Source organism: Faecalispora jeddahensis, from assembly GCF_000577335.1.
GTDB lineage: Bacteria > Bacillota > Clostridia > Oscillospirales > Acutalibacteraceae > Faecalispora > Faecalispora jeddahensis.
In genome coordinates this window covers 109429-130114 of the sequence record NZ_CBYL010000001.1, presented here as the reverse complement: position 1 = coordinate 130114, position 20686 = coordinate 109429, and the positions used below count along the sequence as shown (strand labels likewise).

Sequence of the window (20686 nt, the reverse complement as noted above, 5' to 3'; positions counted from 1 at the left end):
GGAGGGGAAAATCATGAAAAATACGGTCAGACATTTTAAAGACTTGCCCCCGGAGCTGCAGGCGTTTGCAGGGGGGAAGGGCGGCACGCTCGCAAAACTGTTTCAGGCGGGGTACCCGGTGCCGGAAGGTTTTGTAGTGCTTTCATCCGCATTTGAGCGGAACCAATTGGATGATGCGGCCTGGGATGAGATCAGGGCACATCTGAATGCCATCCGAAAAAACCATGCAGGAGCGTTGTTTGCGGTAAGATCCTCCGCTTTGAGTGAGGATTCGGCGCAGGTCTCTTTTGCCGGGGAATTTGAAACCGTTCTGAACGTGAAGACGGACGAGGAAATCCGGAAAGCAATCGACACGGTTTTTCGGTCAAGAGAGTCTAAAAGGGTAAAGGCGTACAGTTCCGTTCAGGGAATGGAACAATCCCATCAGATCTCCATTGTCATCATGCTCATGGTTCCCTCTGATATTTCGGGGGTCTTGTTTACGGCCGACCCGATCACCGGCAGCCACAAAAGCATGGCGGGCAATTTTGTCTATGGTCTGGGGGAGCAGTTGGTATCGGGAGAGGCGAACGCGTATCCTTTTCAGCTGACGAGGCCAAAGGGCAGCTATGAGGGGCCGGAGAATTTTCGGCGCTATGCCGCAAAGCTGTATCAATATGCCTCCAGGCTTGTGGAGGAACTGGGCGGCCAGCAGGATATTGAATGGGCTGTTGCCGAGGGAAAGCTGTATCTCCTTCAGGCAAGGCCCATTACGACCCTGAAAACCGGCAACCCGGACACCTATGAATGGAACGATACCCTGGACGGAGATTACCTCTGGAGCAATACCAACGTGGGGGAAGCGATGGCCGATGTTTTTACGCCGCTTAGCTGGTCCGTCCTGCGGGCTATTGATGAGGAACAAACGGTGATTCCCGGATATTATTTATTTTCCGGCAACGTCTGTGGAAGAATGTACTCGAATATCAGTCTGGCGCTGTCCATCTATCCGGCTTTCGGTAAGGATTATCAGCCTGCGCTGAAAAAGATGAACGAAGTATTCGGAGCAATGCCTGAGAAAATGGAGATCCCCATCTACCCGTATTCGGGGCTGAAATTGGTGAAAGCAATGCTGCCGGGTATCAGAAAGACCTCGAAAAAATCGAGAGAGGCCATGAAGGCGGCGCCGGGCTATCTGAAAGATGCGTCCGACTGGTGCAGGGGAATGAGAGAGCGCGTTCGGGGAGCGGAGACGGGCAAAGAATTGCTGAACCTGTGGAAAGAAGAGCTTTGGCCGCGCAACTGCAAAGCTTTTTGGGTGAACCGCTTTGCTCCGAGAAAAAAACTGATGGCATTATTCAAACTCAATCAGCAGCTTCCGAAAATTCTGAATCAGGAAGACGCGACTGCACTGCTGTCAAATTTAAGAGGAAGTGGCGGGCTGGAAAGTCTCGGCCCGGTCGTCGGTATCTCAAAAATTGTCAGAGGGGAAATGAGCCGGGAAGAGTACCAAATGAAGTACGGCCACCGGGGCCCTCATGAATTCGAGCTGTCCATCCCCGACCCTGCGGAGGATGATACCTGGCTCGAAAAGCAGATCAAAGAGTTTCAGGAGTCGGGTGTGGATACGGAAGAACTGTTAAAGAAGCAGCACGCCCGCTTTGAAAGCGCTTTCCAAAAACTGGAGAAGCAGGCTCCGGAAAAAGCGAAAAAGATGAACCGGCTGATTGCAGAAGCTTCGGAAGGCAGCCGTCTCAGAGAGGCTTTCCGTTCCGAATGGACCAGAGTTTTCCGGGTGAACCGCGCTTTTGCGAAGAAAGCGGGGGAACTCACGGGAATTGGAGACGATGTTTTTTTCCTTTACCTGGATGAGGTTTTGAATTTGCTTTCCGGGGAGAAAGCGGCGCTGCAGCATATTCCGGCCAGACGCCGGACTTTTGAAAAATATCAATCGTTGCCTGCGCTGCCGTCCATTATCCGCGGCAGATTGAATCCGTTTCAGTGGATGCAGGATCCCAACCGAAGAGCGGACTATTACGATCCCTCTTTAACGCTCGAAGGCGCGCAAGACTCCGAAGCGCTAAAGGGCTTTGCCGGCGCGGCGGGCCGGGTGGAAGGCATTGTGCGTGTTTTGAACGGCCCTGAGGAGGGGGAAAGCCTGAAAACGGGTGAAATATTAGTGGCGTCAACCACGAATATCGGCTGGACCCCTCTTTTTCCCAGAGTCGCGGCAATCGTGACCGACATTGGGGCGCCTTTGTCCCATGCCGCCATTGTCGCAAGAGAGCTTGGCATCCCCGCGGTTGTTGGCTGCGGCAACGCGACCGCGCTGCTTAAGACCGGAGACAAAGTCCTTGTTGACGGCGGTCAGGGGATTGTGCGCATTTTGCCTCGTGACTGTCCCTGAATAAGAGAAAGAACTTGCCGGATCTTTCCGCAAGTGTGCGGAGAGTGCCGGCAGTTCTTTTTCTTTTGTCCCATGCATGAGATGAAACACGGTTGGTCCTCTTTACGGCATCATGGAGGATAATGTCATTCGGGCAGATATTATGGTGCGGCGGCTTTATCACAATGTGGTGGATGCGGCGTACCGTTGGCTTGCGTGGTTGGCCAACTATATTGATTCTCTCTTTTTCGATCTTGCGGATTTCCTCGATAAGAGAAAGAACGACGCGTATTGCGGTTTTTATTGCAAAAAATAAGTTTTTTGCTGAATTTTAGTGCATCGCAGTCCGAGATTGAGCGCACGATACGGGTCGGCAATGTAGGTGAAATCTGCCAAAAAGATTATTGCGCCATGCTGGAGGCCCGGGCTGCAATTTTCGATATTCTGCGGCCCGTGTTCTCTTTAAAGAGCTTTCTTTTGCGGCTGCGAATGTGTTTTTCTTCGCATGGGTTTGAAAACATCCTGCCCGGCCGGTTGGGCATGGAATTGAAAATTCGGCCAATGAATTTTCTTCCCTGGCACACAGCAGCAAGCTGGAGCTTGCCCCGGTATGGCAATTACAGTAAAACTGGACTGATGGATAAGAACTGACGGTATTCGGACAGCGTACTGATGACGGAAACGGCGATGAAACCCTGACGCAACTGGATGCAGGATATCTTAAAGATACAAAGTGAAGAGATATCGGCCGCGCGATGGGAGGGCTGACATTTTTACGTGTCGGATATGATTTGAATCAATACACTGAACTGCCGCGGATAGTTATTTTGCTATTCGCGGCATATATTTTACAGCGCGTCAATTCTGACAGAAATATAGCATAGTCCATGCCGCCTTCCATCAAAACCGCGCCACACCATTTGCTTCAAAGCCACATATGATAACAAGAATACACAATTTTAAGGAGAATGATAGAGAATGTCCACTCAGTCAGAATCTTCAGCAGCGAATGATTTTAACGATATCGATCATGCTTCCTCACCGGAAACACCGAACCAAATCGATATGGAATTTGAAAGCCTGATGGAGTTTATGGAAGGAAAAGACGTTTCTCAAATGGCGGAGGCCATCAAACGAAATTTAAAGTATTTCAGCACAACAAATAACCGGGTATACAATAACACGGTCAACTTTATTAATGAGCATAAGCTCTGGGGGACTTATTACCCGGAGCAGGAAGATTATGAGCTTGCAGAAAACAGAGCCCATGCCTTTGTGGAGCACAGGGAGGATTTCAAATGGCTTTATCAAATCCTGAACGATTATCGCTCCAAACGGATACTTGTCAATATCCTTTACTACTGGCTTATGTCAGATCCCAAAAGAATCGATCAGATATATGACAAAACCTTTTCCCAGTATTTTGATCTCGATATTGTAAAATGCAGCAAAGATGAGGTCTTTGTAGATGTCGGGGGATTTATCGGAGATACCCTCGTCAGTTATGTACAGACTTTCGGAAATGACTGCTATAAAAAACTGTATTGCTACGAGATAGCGCTCGCAAATATTGAATATATCGAAAAGAATATCGAGCTTTTCCATATTGATCATGTTGAGATCAAAGAAAAAGGCGCGAGCGACAGAAACGGTACGATGTATCTTTCTTCCAACGAGCTGTCTTCCATCAACCAGCTTTCTGAAAGCGGAGAGATGACCGTCCCGATTGTAAAAATAGATGATGATATTGAGGAAGACATAACCTTCATTAAAATGGATATTGAGGGCGGGGAAGAAAAAGCCCTTTTGGGATGCTTGGAAAAAATAAAGAAAAATCATCCGAAGCTCGCGTTAAGCGTGTACCACAATCACAAAGACCTTTGGAAACTGACACGCATGATTTATGAAGCCGACCCATCCTACCATTTTTATTTACGTTACTATGGGTCGCCGGTGTTTCCCACCGAATATATTCTGTACGCAGTTTAGGCAAATTCTTTGCCATGGAAAGAAGCAGAGAATAAATGCTTCAACTGCTTTAAGGCCCTATTACTTTCCCGTAATCATCAAGCGGATGCAAGTGGGGGAAAGAGAACGAAATAGCATCACAACAAATACAAAAATATTTTTATCAAATCCATTGACCGAATCGGTTTATAGTGCTATCTTTAGCATTATAAACCGATTCGGTCAATTGTGTTTGGGGGTAAATGGATTTGGAACGATTTTTTTGTTTGCCGGAAGAAAAACAGAATAGTATCATTGATGCGGCGCTCAAAGCGTTTGGCATCAATGGATATAAAAAAACTTCCGTCAGTGATATCGCTGCCGCGGCGAGGATTTCAAAGGCGATGGTATTCCATTATTTTGGCACAAAGAAGGCGTTATATCTGTACCTGGTCGAGCTGTGCGGCAAGACGATGATGGCTGAGATCGATCGTCATTTCGACAACAGCGTTACGGATTTTTTTGACAGAATGAAGATATCGTCGAACATTGAATTTTCGGTGATGAAACAGCATGCTGCGATGCCTGCTTTTTTAGCCGGTATGTATTTTGAAAACGACGAAGAAGTAAAGGCCGATATCAAGAATATCATTGACGGCGGGGAAGACTTTAGAAATAGAATCGTTCTTGAGGGCGCGGACGTTTCAAAGTTCAAGGATACCGTAAACCTGAAATCTTTGATCAGGATGCTTCAATGGATTGCGGACGGCTTTACAAAGCAGCTGAACGTGTCGGAGCCTGATTTTAACAAATTTGAAAAAGAATTTGATGAATGTCTGGATATGCTCAGAAACAACTTTTACAAAGAAGAATATGTGGGCTGAACGTAAGTCACTCTGCGGAATCCACATCGCTTTCCGCCGGTAATCGTGAGGAGCATCTGTATGAAATCATATGTATTCAGTTTGAAAGACATAGATAAAACGCAGCTGGCAGTAGCCGGCGGTAAAGGCGCGAATCTGGGGGAGCTGTCAAGAGTCGAGGGGATTCAGGTTCCCGAGGGCTTCTGTATCACCACCGACGCCTATGTCCGTGCTGTAGAGAGCAGCGAGGAATTCAATGCTTTGGTGGGGGAGCTGTCAGCCCTCAGCGCCGGGGAGCTGGTAAAAGTAAGCGAGATGAGCGGGAAAATCCGCGGATTGATCGAAGCCCTCCCGATCCCCGCGGAGATAGAAGAAGAGATAACGGCATTTCTTGAAAAGTTTGGGGAGAAGAACGCCTATGCGGTTCGTTCCAGCGCAACTGCGGAGGATTTGCCGACCGCTTCTTTTGCGGGGCAGCAGGATACTTATCTGAACATCATCGGCAGGGACGAAATCTTAAAGCACGTAAGCAAATGCTGGGCCTCTCTCTTTACGGACCGCGCGGTGATTTACCGCATGCAGAATCAGTTCGATCACCGTAAAGTATCTCTTTCTGTGGTGATTCAAAAGATGGTTTTTCCGCAGGCTTCGGGAATTCTGTTCACGGCAGACCCTATCACGATGAACAGAAAGGTCACGTCCATCGATGCGAGCTTCGGGCTTGGCGAAGCATTGGTTTCCGGTCTCGTAAACGCAGATAACTATAAGGTGCGTGACGGCAGGATCATTGATAAGAAGATACCCACTAAGAAGCTGGCGATCTATGCCCTAAAGGAAGGCGGCACGGAGGAGAAAAAGGTCGCGGCCGAAAACCAGAACCGGCAGACGCTGACAGACCAGCAGATTCTGGAGCTTGAGAAAACGGGCAGACGGATCGAGGCCTATTTCGGCCGTCCGCAGGACATCGAATGGTGCCTGTATGAGCATCAATTCTTTATCGTCCAAAGCCGTCCCATCACCACGCTGTACCCCGTTCCGGACAGAAAGGACGGGAAAAACCATGTCTATATGTCCTTCAGCCATCAGCAGATGATGACCGATGCCATGAAACCATTGGGACTGTCCTTTTTCCAGTTAGGGTTTCAGGATAAGCCGGAGAAAAAGTCCGAAGAGGCTTTGTTCCTTCCAATCGGCGGGAGGCTTTATTTCGATCTGGCACACGATTTGTCTTCTCCCGCAGGACGAAAAATTGTGCTCGCCTCTATGGGCAAGATCGACCCTCTCGTGCTGAATATGCTCAAGAGCCTGGTGAAACGGAAGGATTTTCTGAAATCATTGTCGCGCAGCGGGAAAGGGTTCTTCAGCATGGGCACAGGGTACTTTTCCTGGGGGCTGGTCGTTCAGTCGATCAAGATATCCCGCGACAACGATGCATCCATCGTTCCAACATTAATGTCTCAAAATGAGGCATCTATCAGAGAATTGCAGCACAGGATGGAAAGCCTATCCGGAGAAGAATTGTTTGCCGCTGTTATAAGAGAGCTCAAGCACATGAAAGAAGCGGTGTGCGACCCCAAAAGCATGGGAGCGGTTTATGCCGGAACATTGGCGTCCAGCTGGATCAATAAGAACATGGAAAAGTGGCTCGGTGAAAAAAATGCTGCGGATTCTCTTTCCAAATCGGCAGCCAACAACATTACTTCCGAAATGGGTCTGGAGCTGCTGGATGTGGCGGACGTCGTTCGGCAATCCCCGGCAGTGATGGAGTATTTGGGGCACGCGAAAGATCAAACCTTTTTTGAGGACCTGAATGGGCTGGAAGGCGGAGACGCCGTCAGTAAATCCATACAGGCGTATCTTGAAAAATACGGCATGCGCTGTCCGGGCGAGATCGATATTACCAGACCTCGTTTCAGCGAACAGCCGACCGCCCTCGTCCCTTCCATTCTCAGCAACATCAAAAACTTTGGGCCGGGCGCTCATAGCACCAGAACGGAACAGGGCCAACTGGAAGCAAAACGGAACGAACAGGATCTTCTGAACCGCTTGGAACAATTGCCCGGCGGAAAACAAAAGGCCAAGAAAGCCAGGGAGAAGATCAGCGTTTTGCGCAACTTCATCGGCTACAGGGAATACCCGAAGTACCTGATGGTCAGGTATTACTGGATTATTAAACAGGCCCTGCTGAGGGAGGCCGATAAACTCGTGCAAAAGGGCGTGCTCCGGGAAAAGGAGGATATCTACTATCTGTCTTTTGAGGAACTTCGTGAGGCCGTTCGTACCAACCGGGTGGATTACGATATCATCACGGAGCGGAAAGAGGAATACGAAACCTACACAAAACTGACGCCGCCCCGCGTCATGACTTCCGAAGGAGAGGCGCTGTCTGGTGAATACGATACCGGGAATATCCCGAAAGGGGCTTTGGCAGGCATTCCCGCTTCCTCCGGAACCGTGGAGGGACGGGCGCGGGTTGTTCTGAAAATAGAGGATGCCCACATGGAGGATGGCGATATTCTGGTCACGACGTTTACCGACCCAAGCTGGACGCCGGTGTTTGTGTCCATCAAGAGTTTGGTGACAGAAGTGGGCGGGATGATGACCCATGGTTCCGTGATTGCCAGAGAATACGGTCTGCCCGCGGTTGTGGGTGTGGAAAACGCTACTAAGCTGATCAAAGACGGGCAAAGAATCCGGGTAAACGGAACAGAGGGATACGTGGAAATTCTATCGCAGGAATGAACCAATATTGAGAGAAGCCCGAAATCCCGGCGTTCAGAGATCGATTTTCTATTGCCGGTGCCGAAGAACTTCAAACGATCTGAAAGCATTGCTTATTTTTAAGAGAGAAAGAGGAAAGAGATGGAGCAAAAAGGAAATAAAAACAAGCTGATTCACTTGCAAAATCAAATCTTGCAGTGTCGCTCGTGTCAGAACGTATTCGGGTTCGAACCGCATCCCATCGTGCAGGGAAACCACAACGCCAAAATCATGCAGATCAGCCAGGCTCCGTCCAAAAGTGTGCATGAAACAGGCAGGCCGTTTAATGATGCCAGCGGAAGAAGGCTGCGCGGGGAATGGTACCGCATATCGGACGAGGATTTTTATAATCCGGATCATTTTTACATTGTGTCAATGGCACATTGTTATCCCGGCAAGGCTCCGGGCGGCGGAGACCGTCGTCCGCCCAAGATTTGCTCTGAACAGTGGCTGTTGCGGGAGATGGAGCTTGTCGATAACGACATTTATATTATCATCGGCGGAATCGCGGCAGAGTTTTTCTTCCCTCGTGAAAAAATTACTGCATTGGCTTTTGAAGATAAACAGATCAACGGGAAGCCTGCCTATGTACTGCCGCATCCGTCCCCGCTGAATATGAAGTGGTTTAAAGACTATCCCGAGTTTACAGAGAAAAGAATTTTCGAGGTGCAGAAAGAAGTGCATAGGGTACTGGGGATTTCATAATAAAGAGCCCGGATCCTCAGGGACGTAATGCCGCGGTATTCAAATTGAGAATAGAAAAAGCTAATTGGAGTGCTTCAAAAGAAGCACTCCAATTAGCTTTGCAGGGAATCTTCCAATAATGGGGGAAGGACAGAACGAAGAGAATCTGTTTTCCATCTGAGCTTAAGAGTATAGAGCGGAGGATTACTTCTTTACCAGGCTCAGGTAAGTGGTGTACTTCTCTTTCAGTCCGTTGGAAAATTCGGCATATTGTTTGTAGTCCATAAAGGAGTTTGTCATATTGTTGCTGTTGATGAACTGCTTCCAATCCTCGGTCTCTGAGACGCGCCTGAACAGGTCGGAATAGTAGGCCTGAACGTTCTCGTCCAAATCTGGGTTCATTACGATACCGCGGCTCTGCTGATGATTCATGTCGACACCCAGTTCAAGGAAGGTCGGCACATCCGGCAGAAGCGACAGGCGTTCATCTGCAGAAGCGGCGTGCGGTGTTAAGGTCCCGCTTTTCATATGCTCTATAGATTCTGCGGGCGTGAGCACGGCCAGCTCCACTTGCCCGCCCAGCAGCGCAGTGAGCATTTCCCCGGCGGAATCATAGGGCACATAAACCAGATTGATATCGTACAGGTCGTTGAGCATCGCCATGATGATTGCGTCGTCGGAGGCAATCCCGGTACCGGCATATTTCAGCTCGCCGGGGTGTGCTTTTGCATAGGTCACAATATCGTCCAGGGATTTGAAGCCGAGGGAAGCGACAGAAGTCAGCACAACGGGGTCCTTGCACAGGTGCGCCACGAAAGAGAAGCTTTTTTCATCCGGGGTAAAGGGGGAGTTGCCGGTCAGGGGTTGGGTGTAAAAGCTGGCGGATGTCGAGGCCAGCGCATACTCATAGCCCTTGCCCTTTGAGGACAGATAGGTATAACCGACCACGCCGGATCCGCCGGGCTTGCTGACGGGAACAACATTCACGGGGCACAGTTTGTTTCTTTGAATGATATCAATGATCTTTCGCACCATAATGTCGTTGCCGCCGCCGGCAGCGAAGGGAATTACAAACTCGATGTCTTTTGTGGGAACCCACTCCTCAGCGGTACTTGCCTCCGCAGCCTGTGAGCCGCCGCTTTGATTTGCAGTCTGAGCACCGCCGCAGGCAACCAAAGACAGCATCATGGAAACAGCCAGCAGTAAAAGTAACCCTCTTTTTATCCTTTTCATCTTTGACTCCTCTCCTTTGTAGGGGACAAATTTTTTATATACACAGTTAGAAATCAAACTGTATATAGCGTTCAGGAATGGACGGCATTTTTATTCTTGCGATTCAAAAACAGGTTTTTCAGGGGAGCACTGAAGGCCATGAGGACAACGAGTACCAGAATGACGGCCGTAATCGGGCGGGAGAGCATGTTCAGGAAATTGCTGTCGGCGATAATCAGCGCGCGGCGCAGGCTGGATTCGGTGAGGGCGCCCAGTACCAGCGCAAGAACCATGGGGGCTGCAGGAACACCCAGCTTCTTCATAAAATAGCCGAGGACGGAGAAAAAGACGGTCAGCCCTACTGTGAACATGGAGTTCTGCAGTGTATACGCGCCGATCAGGATAAAGGCGAGAACAACCGCGTTGAGCGTATGGGGCTTGACGTTGAGGATCTTGACGAACAGACCCAGGCAGACGCAGGCCAGAACGACCATGATGATGTTGCCGATATACATCGAGGCGATCAGTCCCCAGGCGGTTTCGGGGTGATCACTGAACAGAAACGGACCGGGCGTTACATTCATCATCATCAGGGCGCCCATCAGAACCGCGGTTGCAGCGGAACCCGGGACGCCAAGCGTCAGCATGGGGATCAGGGCGCCCGAAACGGCGGAATTGTTGGCGGCTTCCGGTGCTGCCACTCCCTCAATGCAGCCGGTGCCGAACTCTTTGCCCCGGTGCGAGGTGCGCTTGGCAAGATCATACGCAAGAAATGAGGCGACGGTGGCGCCGTTGCCGGGGATCATACCGAGGCCAAAGCCCAGAAACGTGCCGCTCATGATATGCGGCATACAGATCTTCCACTCTTTCTTATTGGGGAACAGGTTCCGAATCTTGAGTGTCGCTTTGTCCACGTCGATGTGGATTTCGTCCGCCTTGCTGGTCAGCATCAGTTCGGTCATGCCGAACACGCCCATGGCCAGGGGAATGAAGTCGATGCCGGAATAAAGGTTGACGTTCCCGAAAACGAACCTTTGCTGGCCGGTAATCAAATCCAGACCGATGACGGAAATGAACAGGCCCATCAGCGCTGCCAGAAACGCTTTGGAGAGGGACTTGCCCGCCATGCCGGCAACGGAAGTCAACCCCAGAAGCATCAGTGCGAAAAACTCAGACGCACCGAAGGTCAGCGCATATTTGGCGATGAAAGGCGCAAGAAACATGAACATAATCGTTCCGATGGTGCCCGCGATGAAGGAAGAAAACGCCGACATGCCGAGCGCCTTGCCGCCTTCGCCTCTGCGGGCCATCGGGTAGCCGTCCAGCGTCGTGCAGACGGAAGCCGCGTCGCCGGGAACGTTGATCAGAATAGCGGTGATGGAGCCGCCGTACATAGCGCCATAATAGATGCCGCACAGCATGATGATTCCGGAGGTAGGGTCCATGCCGTAGGTGGCCGGCAGCAGGATGGCAATACCGCAGGATGGGCCAAGGCCGGGCAGGGCGCCGATGAAAGCGCCGAGCACAACGCCGGCGAAGCAGTAAAGCAGGATGATGGGGTCGGCCATGAGCTGGAAGCCCATGCTCATATTGGAGAAGACTTCCGATATGTAGTCCATTTCATAAACCTTCTTTCTCTTTATATTCCGATAAGGCTATTCGGCATGGGAATGTTCAGCCCAACCACAAAGCACAGATAGAAGGCAATCAATGTGCCCGCAGCGACAAGGAGGGACTTCTTCCATGTCTCCTTGCTCAGAAACCGGCAGACCACCAGTACCACAACAAACAGGCAGACAAGCAGGCCGATCCATCGGTAAGCGATCAGCGTAAAAACAGAGAGGCCGGTCACAAACAAAAAGTTTGTCAGCTCGTTTTCATCAACAAGATTCTTTTCCAGCTCTGGGTCCTGCGCTCTGATGCGCCGCAGCGTGTTGACTAGGATGCCGATCCCGCACAGGGTGATGGCCGCACCGCACAAAACGGGGAAGAATCCGGCCCCGGGCAGTCCTTTGCTGAACAGGCTCAGGCTTTGAAACTTCGTAAGGATCAGGATCACGCAGCCACCCAGCATGGCAACGATACTCAGAGCAAGGTTTCCGGTCTTTGCAGTGACCTTCAACTGGATTTTTGGTACTTCAAATTTCATAGTGCCGCCCCCTTTTTTTGATTGGGCATGAGGTGAAAGCTCAAAACCATGTTGAGGGATGCTTTCATTATGTAACTCATTTTTGCATCAATCTCCTTTCTCCTTATTTTCCGCTGCCAGGCAAAAAGTGGATATCACCGCATAAGCATCTGTCACGCCCCCATAGAATAAAAATCAAAATCCAAGAAATATGTTTCTAAGACAGGAGCAAGCGCAGCCATCCTTTGCTCAAATTGAGAATCAAGACAATGTCCGGTTGCCGCAGATGTTCTCTGCTGTCAGCGAAGCTGCCGCAAGCGCACGGTATCTGGTCGTAGTCAGCCGCCGCCAAGGGTAAGAACCGTTGAAACAAGCTTTCTAAGATTTAAACAGATCCTTCGAAAGCTGGACAGGGCTTGGAAAACGATGCGGAGAAGCAGCGTATCAGGGGGATTCCAAGCCCTGTCTGAGCAGGCGACCGCATACCAAATTATGTACAGCCTACCCTTCTGAAAAATGGAAGCGTTGTGCTTTTTTAAAATGCTTTCATTCGGCAGGTATCCAATCGTTTCGCCGGTTTTCTTCATCTTAATCGGGAAAAACTTACCTCGTCAATCAGTTTTTTCATATCGGGGTTACCAATTTTTTTCTGTATCCACGCTTTCGTCTTTTTACGCAAATTGGCTTGCCCAAAAACCGCAGGTGCTTCCGTCAGGCGATGTCCCTTTCGGGAAAGATCGTGCGATTTATTTGCACAAAGGCTGATGACCGGCCAGCAGGTCGTCAATTTCTGCCTGCGGCATGTGCAGATACTCAGTGAGAACCTGACGGGTATGCTGACCCAGCGTAGGGGCCGGCCCATATTGAGTTAGCGGGTACTGGCTGAATTTGATGGGGTTGCCGGCCATTCTATATTTGCCTGCCACGGGATGCTCCGCCTCTACAATCATTTCCCGTGCAGCGATCTGTGGGTCGGCGCAGATCATGGTCATCGTGTTGATGCGGCCGTTGGGTACATCGAATTTCTCCAGCATTTTCTCGCATTCATCCAATGTGTATTGGCTGGTGATTCTGCTGATCTCCTCGGTCAGCTGCGCCCTGTTTTGCCGGCGGGCTTCCGCTTTGGAAAAGCGCGGGTCGTCAATCATATCCTCGCGGTTCAGGGCTCTGCAGAGGTCATAAAATGCGGCATCGCGCGAGCAGGTGATGATGATCTCACCATCCAGAACGGGAAAGGTGCCGAACGGAACGCTGGTAGGATGACTGTTGCCCACCCGTGTGGGATTTTTACCGGTGATGCAGGTGTTGATTACGGCGTTTTCCAGACAGGAGAAGGTTGCGTCCAGCATCGCTACATCGATAAACTGACCATTGCCGGTCTTTTCCCGGTCATACAGGGCGGCCGCCATGGCCCCGAAAGCATACAGACCGCTGACCACATCGCTGATGGAGGTTCCGCAGCGCATGGGGCGGCCGTCCGGCTCGCCGCTCAGGCTCATCAGGCCGCTCATGCCCTGGATCACCATGTCCAGCGCACCCCGCTCACGGTATGGCCCTGTATAACCAAAGCCGGAAATCGCCATGTGGATGATGCGGGGATTGATGGAGGATACCACATCATAGCCGAAACCCATCCGTTCCATGGTGCCGGGCTTAAAGTTTTCTACCAGAATGTCCGCCTGACGAATCAGCTTCATCAGGACGCGTTTGTCCTTTTCCGCTTTCAGATTTAAGGTGATGCTTTTCTTGCTGCGCTGGATGGACAGGTCGTAGATCCGCTCGCCGTTCAAAAACGGGCCGCTGGCTTTTGGGCGGTCGGGACGTTCGATCTTGATGACCTCGGCGCCCAAATCCGCCAGGATCATCGTGCTCAGGGGGCCGCTCAGGAACTGTGTTAGATCCACCACCGTAATGCCACTGAGCGGGCCGTGTTTTCCAGTCATAAGGATTCCTCTTTTCTGTATCGGTTTCTTCTGCTTGCGCAGTGCTTTCACAGGGGAATGTTGCCGTGCTTGCGTGCCGGCAGAACAACTTTTTTGTTGCGGAACATCTCCAGCGCACGGATGATGATGTGCCGGGATTGTGCCGGCTCAACGATATCTTCGAATTTGCCGAATTCCGCCGCCTTATAGGGGTTGACGAACTCCCGGGTATATTCTTCAATATACTGCCGGCGCAGGGCGTCCACGTCCTCTCCGGCCTCCCGCGCGGCTTTCAGCTCCTTTTTGCGGCAAATATCCACGGCACTTTCTGCGCCGACCACGATCATCTGCGCGGAAGGCCACGCAAAAATGATGTCCGGATGCAGCTCCCACGAGCACATGGCTGGGCGTGCACCGCCGACGACCTTGCCCACCGCCATAACGATTTTGGGAACTGTGGCCTCAGACCACGCGTAGAGCATCTTGGCGCCGTGGCGGATGATGCCGCCGAATTCCTGATCGATGCCGGGCAGAAAGCCGGGTACGCTTACGATGGACAGCAGAGGAATATTGAAGCAGTCGCAGGTGCGGATAAATCGGGCCGCCTTGTCAGAGGCGTTGATGTCGATGCAGCCTGCCAGACTTTGCGGCTGGTTTGCCACAACGCCTACGGATTTTCCGTTCATACGGATAAAGCCGGTGACAATGTTGGTGGCATACATGGCCTGTCTTTCAAAAAAATCGTGGTTATCGGCGATCTCCAGAATAATATCCTTGATATTGTAGGTTTTTCTCTCGTTGTCTGGAATAAAGGTATTGAGCATCTCGCAGCGGCGGTCGGGAGCGTCGGTACAGGGATAGGCCGGCGGCGGCTCCCGGTAGTTGGGGGGCAGATAGCTCAGCAGAACCTTGATCTGTTCAATGCAGTCGACGTCGTCCTCGCAGAAATAGTGGGAAACGCCCGAAAGTGTGTTGTGCGTTCTGGCGCCGCCCAGCGTTTCCTCGTCCACGGTTTCGCCGGTCACGTTTTTGATCACGGAAGGGCCCGTAAGAAAAGAGCGGCTGGTCCTGTCTACTGAAAAAACGAAATCCGTCAGGGCGGGGGAATAAACCGTGCCGCCTGCGCAGGGGCCCATAACAGCGGATATCTGTGGGATCACACCGGAGGCCATCACGTTGTTGTAGAAGATCGCGCCGTAAGAGGTGGCGGGGCCTTCCTGAATGCGGCCGCCGCCGGAATCGTTCAGACCGACGAAAGGGACGCCGGCATCCAGCGCCAGCTCCTGTATGCGCTTGACCTTCATGCCCTGCATTTCTCCCATAGCGCCGCCCAGAACGGTAAAGTCGTGCGCAAAGGCAAACACGCCGCGGCCATTGACCAAGCCGTATCCGGTCACAACGCCTTCGGCGGGTGTGTCGACCTTTTCCATTCCAAAATCATGGCAGCGGTGCTTCATGAAAATGTTGTATTCCTGAAAAGTGCCGGGGTCGAACAACAGGTCCAGGCGTTCCCGGGCGGTCAGCTTTCCGGCGGCGTGCTGCTTTTGAACGCGCTGCGGACCCCCGCCCTGCATGATTTTCGCTTTTTTTTCCAACATTTCCTGAATCCTGGTTGTGTTTTCCATATGTAAGCAACTCCTTTGCGGCAGTTCATCTTCCGGATCATTGCTGCAACTTCAGCAAGAAACCAAGGAATCTTTTTGCATTTTTATTATAAATAACGGTTTGATAAGTTGCAATTTCAATTTTCTTATATTACAATAACGTCAAAGTTATCAATTCGAACATCAGATAAAGTACTATGAGGGGTGCTATCCAATGGAATTGACGCAGCTACGCTATTTTCAGGTTGTCGCGCGCTATCAGCACATGACTCGGGCAGCGGCGGAACTAAACATCTCTCAGCCGGCGCTGAGCACCGTGATCGCACGACTGGAGCAGGAATTGGGAATACCGTTGTTTGATCGCAACAGCCGGGCCATTTTCCTCAATCAAAATGGGGAAGCCTTTTTACGCCGTGTCAATCGCATCCTTATCGAGGTGGACGATTCCAAGCGCGAATTGCAAAACATGGCGCAGGATTCGGACATGCTCATCTCTTTGGCGGTGACCAGCCCGCAGTTTTTGCAGGGGATGGATGTCTTTATCCGGCAGCATCCTGATTTCAAATGGCAGCAGCGAGTGGAAGAGATTCAGAATATCCGGTTCATGCTGCTGAGCGGCCAGATCGATCTGGCCGTGTCATCCCCCGGAATTTACGACGAGGACTTGATTTCTACCCTGCTGCTGCGCGATAAATTCATGATCGCCGTGCATCCGGATCATCCCTTGGCCAATCGTAAAAGCGTCTGCCTGACAGAGATCGCCAACGAGCGTTTTATCATGCTGCAAAAGGGGCTGCCCTTTCGCACGCAGACAGATCAGCTGTTCGCTGACCTGGGGATCACGCCCAACTATATCATGGAATGCGACCATCTGCTGCGCAGGGAGCTGATCAATGCCAATGTCGGCATCGGCATTGCCTCCAGTTCAGCTCAATTCCGCCATCTGTACGATCCGCAGGTCCGCTTTTTGGAGATTGAGGACGTACGACGCACCCGCAACGTGGTCTTGACCTGTCGAAAGAACAAATATATGACCAGGGCCGCCCGCGAGTTTGCCGCTTATCTGCAAAATAAATTTCAGGGTTACCGTAAACAGTCTCTGCAGCAGTTTCAAACGGAAGAGGAAGCATCTTTATGACAGATTTGGCGCGCGCTGTTTGAAGCAGTTTAATAACTTTCAAGTTATGGATTCATTTGAAAAACCAGATGAAATTCAGGTTTGTTTATGTCATAGCAATGCATAAAAATAAGTTTGTCAGTACCTGATGGCACCGGCAAACTTATTTTTATACCTTCTTATCTGTTTTTCGCAATGCAGCCCAATATAGAGCTCTCTGACTGGGGGCATCCTATCTCTGGCTATTTCTATCGATTTGACCCCGTCGGGTTCTCAGCTAATTCGATCGGTGAAACCCATTGGTTCTTGATGTCATCTGTCATTTATCCGCTGAGGACGGATATCAGAAAACCGGATTAAAAAGGATTCGTTATACCCGCCGTGGCTTGAATCCCGCTCTGCTCTGCCAGAAAGCTTCTGCTTTCCAATTTGTCATCCCCATTTTTATCACTGTTTTATGATTTTGAAACTGCGTTTTTGAAATAAACAGCGTATTTCCTCCCGCAATTGACTTTACGCGAAAAAAGTGACATGATAAAATCATCCTACCAATTTGCGCGGCAGGGCCGGAGACAGCCCGTACTTGACCAAGAAATCGATGTGCTCTAGGGGAAGCTCAGCAGTGGGCCAAGGAATTCTTTCCTCATGAGCCGAAGAAAGCCTTTGGCGCAGGAGCAAAAAAAGTTATAAATCAAAGGAGAAGTTATGAACATTCAAAGAAAAGAGCTTAACGGGCAGGACTATGCCCTGATTAATTCACAAAACCAGCTGATTTCGGATGTGCAGTCTGCGCTGGACCTGATGATGACGGTACAGTACGAGACCGGGTGTAACCGTATCGCAATCTCGAAAGAAGCCTTCCCGGAAGAGTTTTTTCAGCTCAGCACCCGTCTTGCCGGGGAGATTCTTCAAAAATTTGTCACCTACCATATCCAGATCGCGATCATTGGTGATTTTTCAAAATATACCAGCAAGGCCTTAAGGGATTTTATTTATGAGAGCAATCAGGGCCACAGTGTCTTTTTCGTCGCGTCGGAGGAAGAGGCGGCACAAAAGCTGTGCAGAGTGTAGGTTTGTGTGCTGCTATGCTCTCGCATTTTATTGATCAATTATTATTTTCTGGAAATTTCTGGAATAAATGAAGATTAACAATCGATTTTCTGTTGAAAATTTGGAAAATAATGGATATAATAAGAATCGGTTTTATTTCTCTTTCCAAAGGAAGAATTTGCATCATTTGCTGCTGCAAAGTGCAGAGCAGGCTTTGAATCTGACCTTAGACCGGTGAAGGTGATTCGCGGTATGAAAGACAGTGGTGCACAGCGCCATCAGGCGGCAGCCGGATCAGAAAACAGCCTTCCAAAAACGCAGCACAGGCTGCTGAAACGCATGTTCAGATGAGAGCGTGCGGTTTTCAGGGCCTGGCCGGGAGGGAACAAAGTGGGGACACGTTTTTTGCCATATGGGCAGGAAGAGAAGCAGGATAGATCGAATATAGAAGAAATCAAAAAAGAATACTCGAAGGTGGACCATGACTGGCTTTTGCTGCACTATCAAATTTCCTTTGCGCTTGTGGTGTTCGCAATGCTTTGTGAGTGTGCGGCGGGTGTGATCTTGTTCCATTACGACCTGATTTCGATTTCTGTGCAGCGCTATGTCTACAAGTATGTCGTTTTGCCCAGTGCGGCGAACCTTGCCTTCATTGTACTGGAGACAGTGGTGGTAAGGTCAGAGAAAATTTCACAGATCAAGAAAATCTATACGGTGTCGCTGACGTATGTTGCGATTTCGTTTGTTCTGTATACGGTGCACTGTGTCTTCCCGGCAATGTACTACACCTTTGCGGGCGCCATTATGCTGACCATCATTTATGCCCGTTACCGCGTAACCGTGGTCACGGCGGTCGTGGGAATAGGTTGCTTTGTGTTTTCCGAATTCTTTACGGAATGGGACCCGGATAAGGTCAATGCTCTTTCAGACTCCTCACGGATGGGCAATGTTTTGACCGCTCTTTTCGTTCTGCTGGCGTTTTCCGCCGTGTGCATGGTGACGATTCGTTTTGAAAAGGAACGGAACCAGATCAGCATCCAGAATTCGGTGGAGCGTTACCAGCTTTGGGAGAGCGTGCGCACCGATGATATGACGGGGATTTTTAACCGCAAGGCGCTGCACAATGCGTTTAAGGACATGGAGGACAGCACGGAGGAAAAGGTCTATATTCTGGCTGTGGTGGATATTGACCATTTCAAGCAGATCAACGACTGCTGGGGGCACCGTGTCGGCGATAATGTTCTGGTCAGCTTTGCAGAGGTGCTTCGGGAAAACTGCGGGCCCTCCACGCCGTTTCGCTACGGCGGGGATGAATTCTGCCTCTTGTTCTGCGACGTCAGTATGACGGAAGCGGTAAACACCTGCAAAAAGATACAGGCAATGCTTGATCAGATGCCCTTTCCCGGTCATCCGGAATTAAAGCTGACGGCCAGCTTTGGCTTGGCGCCCTATTCTCTTCATATGGATGCGGTGCGCCTGTTTCTCAATGCGGATTATGCACTGTATGAGGCAAAAAAGAAGCGTGATTCCATTCATGTATACGAGCAGAGCAGCGATCATTCCGGCCGCTTTTTTGAATGACCGGTGAAATAGAAAACCGACGGGGAATACTATATTATTTGGACTTTTGCTGTCGCGGCGGACCGTTTTGGCCGCCGTGATTTTAGGTTAGAGCGGTGGTACGATGTGGACCGCTGGACAAGGAGACTTTTATGGATACCAGACTGATTCTTCTGCTCCCGATTTTGCTGGCTGCCGCTGCGGGAACGGCGTGGTTTTTGTGGCAGTACCGAAAGGAAAAGAGAAGCCTTTGGCTGGGGATTTCCTTTCTGGCGGCATTGCTGCCGGTATTGGGGCTGTGCGCCGTCATTTTACTGATGCTGGAGAACCAGCCGTTTGCATGGGGAATTCTTGTCATCGGCGGGGTTGCGTTTTTGGCGGCAATTTTGCTGTTCCCGTTTGCGCTGATCACCACTCTGCTGATTTCCGGCATTCAGCTGATCCGCAGGGAGGGCTTTTCTCTTTCTCATCTGCTTTCGCTTGGATTTGGGGTGTGCTACATTGCATACCTGGTGGGTTGGCCCATGCTGAGCGATATTCGAAAGGATGATTTTTGGAACTTTCTGTACGCCTATCTTTCGTTTGTATTCTTTGTCACCCTTTCGATTTTTGCGCTGTATACGATCAGCAGCTTTTTGAATTTGCTCCGAAACCGCCGGAAAACATACCGGTATATCATCGTGCTGGGCTGCGGATTGATGAACGGCACCGAGGTAACGCCGCTTCTGGCAGGCCGGATCCAAAAGGGGATAGAGGCATACCGTCAGAATCCCGGCAGCCGGCTGGTATTTTCCGGAGGAAAGGGAAGCGACGAAGCTCTCCCGGAGGGAGAGGCGATGAAGCGCTATGCTATGGAGAAAGGCATTCCGGAAGAGGATATTCTGGTGGAAGACCAGTCTGTAAACACCAGAGAGAACCTGCAGTTTTCTGATCAGCTGATTCAGAAGGACGCACAGGGGGATACGGGGAACCTGCTGGTGGTCACAAACCGCTACCACGTGTTCCGCGCGCTGCTTTTGGCCAAGCACCTGGGGATTCCCTGCGATGGGCGCGGCTCACGCACGAAGCTATATTTTGCGCTCAATGCCTTTATCCGGGAATGGATCGCTTATCTGGTATTCTGGCGCAAAACATATGTTACTGTTCTGGGTGTTTCTTTTTTTGCGCTCGGTGCAGGCTATCTGCTGAGCTGGTATCTGCGGCACCTGTAACCGTATGGAAGAACAACAAAAATTCTGTTTTAAGACTTTAGAACAAAAAGATTAGGAAGGCATCTGCCTTCCTTTTTTGCTGGGAGAGATGAAGCTTCCCCTGAACGCATTTCTGCCGCTGTGATATAGAAAATGCCGTACATACGCTTTGAGGGATGCGTCAAAAAAAACGCGGGGTCTTTCCGAAAGGAAGAGACCCCGCGTTTGTTACTGCACTTTTGGTTTGTTCCAGCTCGAATGTATCGCTGAAAAATCGATCATGC

The 20686-nt window shown here is 50.5% G+C and carries 14 protein-coding genes; 9 read left to right on the top strand and 5 right to left on the bottom strand.

Annotated features, from left to right (window positions below; all coding sequences use genetic code 11):
• Positions 1 to 13 precede the first annotated feature (13 nt).
• The 5 genes from TY09_RS00555 to TY09_RS00525 all read left to right on the top strand — a co-directional run bounded on the left by TY09_RS00555 (position 14) and on the right by TY09_RS00525 (position 8640).
• The gene (locus TY09_RS00555; protein ID WP_042429982.1) at positions 14 to 2386 is read left to right on the top strand and encodes a PEP/pyruvate-binding domain-containing protein; all 2373 of its coding nucleotides are present in this window, start codon (positions 14 to 16) and stop codon (positions 2384 to 2386) included.
• A gap of 957 nt (positions 2387 to 3343) precedes the next feature.
• Entirely contained in the window at positions 3344 to 4354 is a 1011-nt protein-coding gene (locus TY09_RS00540; protein WP_042429974.1) for an FkbM family methyltransferase, read from the top strand.
• A gap of 227 nt (positions 4355 to 4581) precedes the next feature.
• Positions 4582 to 5196, top strand: a complete 615-nt coding sequence (locus TY09_RS00535; protein ID WP_042430131.1) for a TetR/AcrR family transcriptional regulator — start codon at positions 4582 to 4584, stop codon at positions 5194 to 5196.
• 60 nt (positions 5197 to 5256) lie between these two features.
• Positions 5257 to 7917, top strand: coding sequence for a phosphoenolpyruvate synthase (ppsA, locus tag TY09_RS00530; RefSeq protein WP_042429971.1), 2661 nt, complete (start codon positions 5257 to 5259; stop codon positions 7915 to 7917).
• A gap of 120 nt (positions 7918 to 8037) precedes the next feature.
• Positions 8038 to 8640 carry a uracil-DNA glycosylase family protein gene (locus TY09_RS00525; RefSeq protein WP_042429968.1) on the top strand — a complete coding sequence of 201 codons (603 nt, stop codon included), beginning with the start codon at positions 8038 to 8040 and terminating at the stop codon, positions 8638 to 8640.
• A 183-nt stretch (positions 8641 to 8823) separates the two neighbouring features.
• Here the strand turns inward: TY09_RS00525 and TY09_RS00520 are convergent, their stop codons facing one another.
• The 5 genes from TY09_RS00520 to TY09_RS00500 all read right to left on the bottom strand — a co-directional run bounded on the left by TY09_RS00520 (position 8824) and on the right by TY09_RS00500 (position 15506).
• Entirely contained in the window at positions 8824 to 9852 is a 1029-nt protein-coding gene (locus TY09_RS00520) for a Bug family tripartite tricarboxylate transporter substrate binding protein (RefSeq protein ID WP_042429965.1), read from the bottom strand.
• 71 nt (positions 9853 to 9923) lie between these two features.
• A complete protein-coding gene (locus tag TY09_RS00515; RefSeq protein ID WP_042429962.1) occupies positions 9924 to 11450 on the bottom strand; it encodes a tripartite tricarboxylate transporter permease in 1527 nt (508 codons plus the stop codon).
• Positions 11451 to 11470: 20 nt separating this feature from the next.
• Positions 11471 to 11980: a tripartite tricarboxylate transporter TctB family protein gene (locus TY09_RS00510; RefSeq protein ID WP_009066455.1), complete on the bottom strand. Its 510-nt coding sequence runs from the start codon at positions 11978 to 11980 to the stop codon at positions 11471 to 11473.
• 725 nt (positions 11981 to 12705) lie between these two features.
• A complete protein-coding gene (locus tag TY09_RS00505; protein WP_009066383.1) occupies positions 12706 to 13902 on the bottom strand; it encodes a CaiB/BaiF CoA transferase family protein in 1197 nt (398 codons plus the stop codon).
• 47 nt (positions 13903 to 13949) lie between these two features.
• Positions 13950 to 15506 (bottom strand): acyl-CoA carboxylase subunit beta, encoded by a 1557-nt coding sequence (locus tag TY09_RS00500; RefSeq protein ID WP_009066464.1) that lies wholly within the window; start codon positions 15504 to 15506, stop codon positions 13950 to 13952.
• Positions 15507 to 15699: 193 nt separating this feature from the next.
• On the opposite strand from TY09_RS00500, the gene TY09_RS00495 reads away from it, so the two are divergent.
• The 4 genes from TY09_RS00495 to TY09_RS00480 all read left to right on the top strand — a co-directional run bounded on the left by TY09_RS00495 (position 15700) and on the right by TY09_RS00480 (position 20423).
• Entirely contained in the window at positions 15700 to 16623 is a 924-nt protein-coding gene (locus TY09_RS00495) for a LysR family transcriptional regulator (RefSeq protein ID WP_009066309.1), read from the top strand.
• A 684-nt stretch (positions 16624 to 17307) separates the two neighbouring features.
• Positions 17308 to 17673 carry a DUF4180 domain-containing protein gene (locus tag TY09_RS00490; RefSeq protein WP_042429959.1) on the top strand — a complete coding sequence of 122 codons (366 nt, stop codon included), beginning with the start codon at positions 17308 to 17310 and terminating at the stop codon, positions 17671 to 17673.
• Between the two features lie 369 nt (positions 17674 to 18042).
• On the top strand, positions 18043 to 19233 hold the full coding sequence (locus TY09_RS00485) for a GGDEF domain-containing protein (protein WP_009066373.1): 1191 nt from the start codon (positions 18043 to 18045) through the stop codon (positions 19231 to 19233).
• A gap of 131 nt (positions 19234 to 19364) precedes the next feature.
• Positions 19365 to 20423, top strand: a complete 1059-nt coding sequence (locus TY09_RS00480) for a YdcF family protein (protein ID WP_052335528.1) — start codon at positions 19365 to 19367, stop codon at positions 20421 to 20423.
• Positions 20424 to 20686 lie beyond the last annotated feature (263 nt).